General features: G+C 57.6%; 8 protein-coding genes. All 8 read left to right on the top strand.

The features are described 5' to 3' along the window. Positions 1 to 238 precede the first annotated feature (238 nt). Complete coding sequence (locus A3H92_03500; protein ID OHC75068.1) at positions 239 to 646, top strand: flagellar basal-body rod protein FlgB; 408 nt, start codon at positions 239 to 241, stop codon at positions 644 to 646. A gap of 16 nt (positions 647 to 662) precedes the next feature. Further along, a complete protein-coding gene (locus A3H92_03495; protein OHC75067.1) occupies positions 663 to 1,073 on the top strand; it encodes a flagellar basal body rod protein FlgC in 411 nt (136 codons plus the stop codon). A gap of 46 nt (positions 1,074 to 1,119) precedes the next feature. Then, entirely contained in the window at positions 1,120 to 1,437 is a 318-nt protein-coding gene (locus A3H92_03490; protein ID OHC75066.1) for a flagellar hook-basal body complex protein FliE, read from the top strand. Between the two features lie 30 nt (positions 1,438 to 1,467). Beyond that, positions 1,468 to 1,734, top strand: a complete 267-nt coding sequence (locus tag A3H92_03485; GenBank protein ID OHC75065.1) for a flagellar biosynthetic protein FliQ — start codon at positions 1,468 to 1,470, stop codon at positions 1,732 to 1,734. Positions 1,735 to 1,741: 7 nt separating this feature from the next. Further along, positions 1,742 to 2,503, top strand: a complete 762-nt coding sequence (locus A3H92_03480) for a hypothetical protein (protein ID OHC75064.1) — start codon at positions 1,742 to 1,744, stop codon at positions 2,501 to 2,503. A gap of 28 nt (positions 2,504 to 2,531) precedes the next feature. Beyond that, on the top strand, positions 2,532 to 3,602 hold the full coding sequence (locus A3H92_03475; protein OHC75063.1) for a flagellar biosynthesis protein FlhB: 1,071 nt from the start codon (positions 2,532 to 2,534) through the stop codon (positions 3,600 to 3,602). Between the two features lie 50 nt (positions 3,603 to 3,652). Further along, positions 3,653 to 6,121 (top strand): hypothetical protein, encoded by a 2,469-nt coding sequence (locus A3H92_03470; GenBank protein OHC75062.1) that lies wholly within the window; start codon positions 3,653 to 3,655, stop codon positions 6,119 to 6,121. Positions 6,122 to 6,408: 287 nt separating this feature from the next. Then, a partial coding sequence (locus A3H92_03465; GenBank protein ID OHC75061.1) for a hypothetical protein occupies positions 6,409 to 7,930 on the top strand: 1,522 nt, incomplete at its 3' end.

Raw genomic sequence — 7,930 nt, 5'->3', positions numbered from 1 at the left:
GAGGGGAAAAAGTGGGCGGCCTCCTTCGCAAGGATGGGAGAAAAGCTCCTCCCCTTACGAAGGGGAGGCCGCTCGGGGTTAAATTGCGCGAATTGCTGTAAACATCCGCAGGAATCACTCCGCCGGCGTTATCCCCGACAAGCAGGTAGGAAATTTTTGCCTAATTCACCGATTATTAACATTGCTGCGCGATAATGCGGCAACGAAGAAACAGTCGTGCCGATAAGGAACTTTGCGCATGGACCTTAAAAATATCACTCTCTTCGGCGTGGTGAAGAAGCAACTGGCATGGCTCAGTCAACGTCAGGAGGTTCTTGCCCAGAATATCGCCAACTCGGACACGCCGAAGTTCAGGCCGAGCGATCTCAAGAAGTTCAATTTCAATGAACTGGTCCGTCAGGAGAATATGCAGATCAATATGGCGTCATCGGGGCCTAACCACCTGGCCGGACAACGCAAGCGCCTTCGTGATTTCGCCTCGGCGGTCGAGAAGCGCCCCTTCGAGACGGCGCCGGACGGCAACGCAGTGGTGCTTGAGGAACAGATGGGAAAGATCAACGAAACCACCATCTCTCACAGGCTGACGACCGAAATTTACAGGAAGCACCTCAACATGATCCGCATCGGCCTCGGCACTGCAAAATAGGACGGAGTGAGAGCTTATGGATGATCTTATGAAAACAATGCGGATTTCCTCGTCCGCCATGAAGGCGCAAGGAACGCGCCTCCGCGTCATTTCCGAGAACGTCGCCAACGCCGACTCCATGGCCAAAGGGCCGGGACAGCTTCCCTATCAACGCAAGACGGTGACCTTCAAGAACGTGCTGGACCGCAATGTCGGCCTGAATGTGGTCAAGGTGAATAACATCGGAACCGATAAATCAGAATTCGAGAAGCGCTTTGATCCCAATCATCCGGCGGCGGACGTTGACGGCTATGTCCAGATTCCCAACGTCAATCCGTTGATCGAGATGATGGACATGAGGGAGGCTCAACGCTCATACGACGCCAATTTGAACGTCGTCAAGGCATCCAAGCAGATACTTAAAGACACCATCGACCTTCTTCGCTGATTACCGACGCGCCCCGGCGCTTATCCAATAGAACCAGGAGATCATAATGGCACTTCCCGTTCAGAACATAACCGGCGCCATCAACGCCTACGCAAGCACCCAGCGGGGAACCGCGCTCGGATTGGGCGCCCGCGACGCCGTTCCGGTCAACACCTTCGGCAATCTGGTTCAGAACGCCATACAGAAGGCTATCGATATCAACAAGCAAAGCGAGTCCCTCTCCATCGCCGCCATTAATGACCGCGCCGACCTGAATCAGGTAGTGACCGCCGTCAGCGAAGCGGAGTTGAGCTTGCAGGCGGTGACGGCGGTGCGCGACAAGGTTATCGAAGCCTACAGGGAAATTCTCAGGATGCCGATGTAAGGCGCCGGTTACAGGGCGGGATAATACGCTATGGATGAGGTGGCCGTACTTGAAATCGGGCGCGACGCCCTGGGCGTTATCCTGTGGACATCGGGGCCGATCATGGTGGCGGGACTTATCGTCGGTCTGATTATCTCCCTGTTTCAGGCACTGACCACCATTCAGGAAATGACGCTGACTTTTGTTCCGAAGATTCTGGTTATTTTCGTCGCCATTATTATTTTCCTTCCTTACATGATGACAACGGTTCTTGAATTCTCCCGGCGGCTTTTCGATCACATGACCGCGTTAAGCTGATCAGGGCATGCTTTCGGAATTCCTCAACCTCAACATCTTTAGTTTTTTACTGATTTTTGCGCGGGTCGGCACTTCCCTGATGATCCTGCCGGGGTTCAGCTCGCCGGTAGTCAACCCCCAGGCCAGGATTTTTGTCGCCCTCGGCGTCAGCCTGGTATTGACGCCGATTCTGTCCGCCGACTTGCCCGCAGCGCCGCCGTCGGCGCTTGGTCTGCTGGCGCTGCTTGTCGGGGAGATCATCATCGGCGCTTTCCTGGGAACTATCGGCGTTATCCTGGTGAGCGCCCTGCAGATAGCGGGAACAATCATCGCCCTGGTTTCTTCTTTGGCTAACGCCATGATCCAGGACCCCATCGCCGAGCAGCAAAGTTCGGTGGTTTCCAATCTGATCACCACCATCGGCGTGCTGTTGATTTTTTCCACCAACATGCACCACCTGATGCTGTCCGCGCTGTCTGACAGCTACACTATTTTTGCTCCCGGTAAACCTCTTCCCATCGATGATTTCACCGAATTTTTGTCCCGTCAGGTCGCCGCCAGTTTTGCGCTTGGAGTGCAGCTTTCGGCGCCGGCGATGATCAGCGGCCTTGTCTATTATGTCGGCGTCGGTCTGCTTGGGCGCCTGATGCCGATGTTGCCGTTGTTCATGTTCGCCATGCCGTTCCAGATCGCCGCCCAGCTTTGGGTGGTGATGATAGCAATGTCCTCGATCATGATGGTGTTCCTGGCTCACTTTAACGAAGGCTTCAGCGCTTTTCTGGTAAAATGACATATCTCCATAACCCCTGAGATGATCCATGGCTGAAGACGATTCACAAAAAACAGAAGACCCTACGGGCAAAAGGCTTGATAAGGCCCGGGAAAAGGGTCAGGTCGCCAATTCGACCGAGGTCAAGAATCTGGCGATCATCATGGCCGGCACGGCGGCGGTGTACATGATGATTCCCGATATGATGCGCGGCGTAACCACTATGTCGTACAAGTTCATTGAAATGCCTCACGCCGTGCCCATGGATTTCGAGCATCTTCGCTTTATGTTTGCCAATGTCGCCATAGACGCCGGAATCCTTATGTGGCCGTTTCTGGTCCTGCTGGTCATTACCGCCATTGTCGCCAACGTGGCGCAAGTCGGCCTGCTGTGGGCGACGGACAAGATCAGCATTAAATGGAGCAATGTCTCCCTTCTCGGCGGCATCAAGAAGAAATTTTCGATGACCACCGTCACTGAGTTCGTCAAAGGAATCATGAAGCTTATCGTTACCGGAGTGGTGTCTTTCAGTTTGGCTTTGCCGATGCTTGACGATCTTGCCGTGATCGCGGAGATGGAGTTAAGCCTGTCCCTTGAGCGCATCTATGATATCTCCATCCTGCTTTTAATGGGCACCATCATGGTGATGACGGCGGTCGCGGCGATGGACTATGCCTACACAAAGTATTCGCACACAAAGTCGATGAAGATGTCCAAGCAGGAAGTCAAGGATGAGAACAAGGAATCCCAGGGCGATCCGCTGATCAAATCCCGCATCCGCAAACTTCGTTATGAGCACGCCCGAAAGCGCATGATGGCGGCGGTGCCCAGGGCCGACGTGATTATCACCAACCCGACCCATTACGCGGTTGCTCTGGAGTATAAGGTAAAGGACATGACGGCGCCGAGGCTGCTTGCCAAGGGCGTCGATTCGCTTGCTTTCCGCATTCGTGAGGTTGCCGAGGAACATAATATTCCGATTATCGAGAACCCGCCTCTGGCGCGCGCCCTTTACGCCACCGTCGAGCTTGATGAAGAAATTCCGGAAGAGCATTACAAGGCGGTGGCGGAAGTTATCGGCTATATTATGCGCCTGAGGGGCGATCTGCCCATGCAGTGAGTGAAAGCGGGGAGCCGAAATTGACCACGCAAGCGGAGAAGTCTCATGCAATGATCGGACGCCGGCTTCCGGGCGGAAAGCCGCTGTGGCGAAGGCCCGAGATATGGGGCGCCGTCGTCTGCGTGCTTTCGGCGGCGGCGGCGGGCGTCTGGTTGTGGTCGGGCGACGGCGGGATTACGGTTATGATGCCGGGGGGGCTTGCCGTCATGGCCCTGCTCGGACTTTCCTGGTCGCTGGGCCAGGCCAACGCCAATCCGGTGGCGGAATTGCTGCTGGCCGCTGCCGAGAGCAGCAAGGACGCCCGCATGATCACTGCTGCGGACGGCGTATTCATTTACGCCAACGCCGCTTTTTACCGCTTGTTCGCCCTGGCGGTATCGCTGGATTCCATCGCCGATATCCTTAAGGGGAAGGAAGCCAGGAAAGCGTTCGCCCGCCTCAGGGCCGGCGCCGAAGCCGGCCTGTCCGAACATATCGAGGTTCCTTTGCATATGCCGGCGGGGCCTGTCGAGTGGCTGCGGATTTCAATATCGCCGCTGCCTCATGGTTACGTCCTGTGGCAGGCGGAGGACATCACCGCACGTCGCGAGATTGACGCCGTGCGCAACAGCGACCAAGAAATGTCGGCCGATTTTCTGGACAATCTGCCGGTCGGTTATTTCTCGGTCGATGGCAACGGCAACATCATTTATGCCAATCAAATGCTGGCGTCCTGGCTTAGAGCGGAATCGGGGGGAGCATTAAGAGGGAGAACTTTTGCCGACTTCGTCATCGCCGAGGAGAGCATCTCGCAAGGCAAGGACGGCGGTTCCGACCTTCATGGCGAGGTTACGCTGCGTAACGACGACGGCGGCTCCTTCAGGGCCTGTCTGGTGCAATCACAGCGGCTCAACCGGGGCGGCGACATGATCTACAGCCGGTCGGTGGTGTTGCGCGACATGGCCTGGCGCTACGGCGACTTCCGTGGACCGGAGCAGACTCTGCACTGGCTTTTCGACGAAGCGCCGGTGGGGATCGTTTTGCTGAACGTACACGGCAACGTCACCGATTGCAACCGGGCCTTCCTCAAGCTGCTGGGCTTGCACCGCGAGGCGGCGGTCGGCCGCCTTTTCGTCGAATTGCTGAGCAAGGAGGACGGCGGCGATGTGGGAGGCCAACTCTCCAAGGTGGTAATGGGCGCCGTGCGCGCCGTTCATCTGGATGTGCGCATGCCCGGTTCAGGACAGCGTGAACTGGCCGCTTCTCTGTTCGCCAGCCGCATGGAAGACGCCGACGGCGAGTTCTCGGGGCTGGTTCTGCATTTCATCGACACCACCGAACAGAAGAATTTAGAGGTTCAGTTCTCCCAGTCGCAAAAGATGCAGGCGGTAGGTCAACTGGCCGGCGGGGTTGCCCACGATTTCAACAACCTGTTGACCGCCATGATCGGCTTTTGCGACCTGTTGCTGGAGCGCCACGGTCCTGATAATCCGTCCTTCGCCGATATCATGCAGATCAAGCAGAACGCCAACCGGGCCACCAATCTGGTGCGTCAATTGCTGGCCTTCTCGCGTCAGCAGAAGCTCAAGCCCGAAACGATTGACGTCACCGACGCCTTGTCGGACCTGTCTAATCTGCTGAGCAGGCTGATCGGCGAGAACATCACTCTGATGATGGAACATGACCGTGATCCGGTTCTGATCCGCACCGACCGGGGTCAATTTGATCAGGTGATCATCAATCTGGCGGTCAATTCCCGCGACGCCATGCCCGGCGGCGGGATGCTGACCATCCGCACTTCCAACGTCATCATCGACAAGGACGTGCAGCGCGGCCATGAGTTGGTTCCGGCTGGCGCTTATGTGCTGATCGAGGCCTCCGATACCGGGACCGGCATCGCCAAAGAGGACATCGGGCGCATCTTCGAGCCGTTCTTCTCCACCAAGGAGGTGGGGCGCGGCACCGGACTGGGCTTGTCAACCGTCTACGGCATTGTTCACCAGTCCGGCGGGTTCATCTTCGTTGACAGCGCGCCGGGCGAAGGCGCCACCTTCAGCATTTATTTCCCCAAGTGCAGCCGCGAGGGCGGCGAGTCGGCGGATGAAGGCGTTACCCCGCTCAGGCCTCCGGTCAAGTTGCGGGCGGAACACGCCGACGGCGTCGATTTGACCGGCGACGGTTGCGTGCTGCTGGTCGAGGACGAAGACGCGGTGCGCATGTTCGGCGCCCGCGCCTTGCGCAACAAGGGCTACAACATTCTCGAAGCCAGAAACGGCGAGGAAGCCCTGGACGTTATCAATTCTTCGGGCCGGACCATTGACCTCATCGTCTCTGACGTGGTCATGCCGGGAATGGACGGCCACACCTTGATCCAACTGGTCCGCCATGAATTGCCCGACGTAAAGGTGATCCTGATGTCCGGCTACGCCGAGGACGTCCTGAACGAGGAAATAGCCCGCGACCCCGGCATCCACTTCCTGCCCAAGCCGTTCAGCCTGAAAGACCTGGCCGGCAAGGTAAAGGAAGTGCTGGAGGGGTAGAGGATTTCGCTACCATGGTGGTCGTCTGATCGCGGCTTTTTTTGCCAAGGCTCCGATTTTAGTTTGTCGATTGAACATGAAAATGACCAATGTAAGTAGAACATTGGTTGACCGCTCGGTTGTTCAGTGACCGGCGCCGCTGGTCTTTGTATAAATCATGTATAAAAATACTCAGTATGTCGATGGCCATTGCAATAAATGTGTTTACTTATTATTATTCTTATTACGCTAAAACTATGAGAAGTGATTCTTCTGCCGTTTAATTCGGAAGGCAGAGGGGAATAGTAATGCAAATGGTTAAAAATTCAAATGAAGGCGCAGTCGTTACGAATGCAGCCTTGGTGTCGCTATCGTCCGGCGGCAATGCCGTCAATGGCGGGTTTGTTGACATCCCTAACGCATCGTGGCTGACAAGCGCCAACTTCGTGCGCGCCGGCCAGGATTTGTTGCTTAAGAACAACAATGGCGAGCAGGTGTCTGTTCGCAACTTTTTTGCCCTGGAACATCCGCCCGGACTACGCGCCCCCAGCGGCGCCTTCGTTTCACCGGAGATGGTGATTAAATTGGCGAGACCAGCGGCGCCGGGGCAATACGCACAGGCCGGACCGGCGGCGCAATTCGCGCCATTTGTTGAACTGCCGGCAGAGCCGGCGGCGGCAATTAGCGAGCCTGTCGACCATGTTGATGCGATCCCCGTCAAGCAACAAGCGGCGGTGACCAAGGAGGAAGCGTCCAGGGAAGACGAACCGGGTGGACCGGAGGGGGCCGGCCCCGAGGGTGGGTTCGGCGGTCTTGGACTTGGCGGTCCCGGCCCCGGCCTAGGCGGTCCCGGCCCCGGCCTAGGTGGCGGCGGTATCTTCAACACCGGCCCCGGCCTAGGTGGCGGCGGTATCTTCAACACCGGCCCCGGCTTAGGCGGCGGCGGTATCTTCAGCACCGGCCCCGGCTCAGGCGGCGGCGGTATCTTCAGCACCGGCCCCGGCTCAGGCGGCGGCGATATCTTCAGCCCCGGCCTCGGCTTAGGCGGCAGTAGTATCTTCAGCACCGGCCCCGGCTTAGGCGGCAGCGGTATCTTCAGCACCGGCCCCGGCTTAGGCGGCGGCAATCAGAACCACGATCCCCACGGCGGCGGCGGCGAACCAATTAACAGGCTACCGCTGCTGCCCCCTTCATTTGAGGAGACTCTCACCGGGACCGTGGGCGACGATACTTTTCACGGCGCCGGCATAAAGACCAACTTCTATTTCGCCTATGACAAGCTCGACGGTAACGACAAAATCACCGACTCCGGCGGCGCCAACCAGATTTCTTTCGATGGTCTGAATGATATCAAGTTTAGGCTGACCGCAAGCGCGACCCCTAACGCCGGCACGTTCGACATCTGGAGCGGCTTTAACGCTTCCATCGGCAGTCCGTCCCTTTCGACCATCATCTTTACCGATGTCGGCCAGTATCTGTTCGCCGACACCAACGGGACAGGTATGCAGAACAGGTACACCCCGCAGAGCGCGATCGATCTCCAAAACGCGACCGCCGCCGGCGACATCATCGTGTTGCCGTCCCTTGGCCTAAGCGAGATTGGCTATGTCATAGTCGGCACCGCCGGCAACGACACCATCACCCTGAACAACTTAACCACGCCTGATCTAGCCGGCGCTCTCGTCTTCGGCAAGGGCGGCGCCGACGCCATCACTCTGGGCGTCGGCGGACAGACAATTACTGTGTCCGGAGTCGAGACCATCACCGGCGGCACGGGGAACGACGCCATCACGCTGGGCGCCGGCGGACAGACAGCTACTGTATCCGGAG

The sequence above is a fragment of the Rhodospirillales bacterium RIFCSPLOWO2_02_FULL_58_16 genome (genome assembly GCA_001830425.1).
Taxonomy (GTDB): domain Bacteria; phylum Pseudomonadota; class Alphaproteobacteria; order Rhodospirillales; family 2-02-FULL-58-16; genus 2-02-FULL-58-16.
This window is presented reverse-complemented; position numbering and strand designations above follow the sequence as displayed.

Coding starts and splice junctions, on each gene's coding strand:
- A3H92_03480 (OHC75064.1), top strand. CDS start 1,742: ATGCTTTCGGAATTCCTCAACCTCAACATCTTTAGTTTTTTACTGATT.
- A3H92_03485 (OHC75065.1), top strand. CDS start 1,468: ATGGATGAGGTGGCCGTACTTGAAATCGGGCGCGACGCCCTGGGCGTT.
- A3H92_03475 (OHC75063.1), top strand. CDS start 2,532: ATGGCTGAAGACGATTCACAAAAAACAGAAGACCCTACGGGCAAAAGG.
- A3H92_03470 (OHC75062.1), top strand. CDS start 3,653: ATGATCGGACGCCGGCTTCCGGGCGGAAAGCCGCTGTGGCGAAGGCCC.
- A3H92_03500 (OHC75068.1), top strand. CDS start 239: ATGGACCTTAAAAATATCACTCTCTTCGGCGTGGTGAAGAAGCAACTG.
- A3H92_03490 (OHC75066.1), top strand. CDS start 1,120: ATGGCACTTCCCGTTCAGAACATAACCGGCGCCATCAACGCCTACGCA.
- A3H92_03495 (OHC75067.1), top strand. CDS start 663: ATGGATGATCTTATGAAAACAATGCGGATTTCCTCGTCCGCCATGAAG.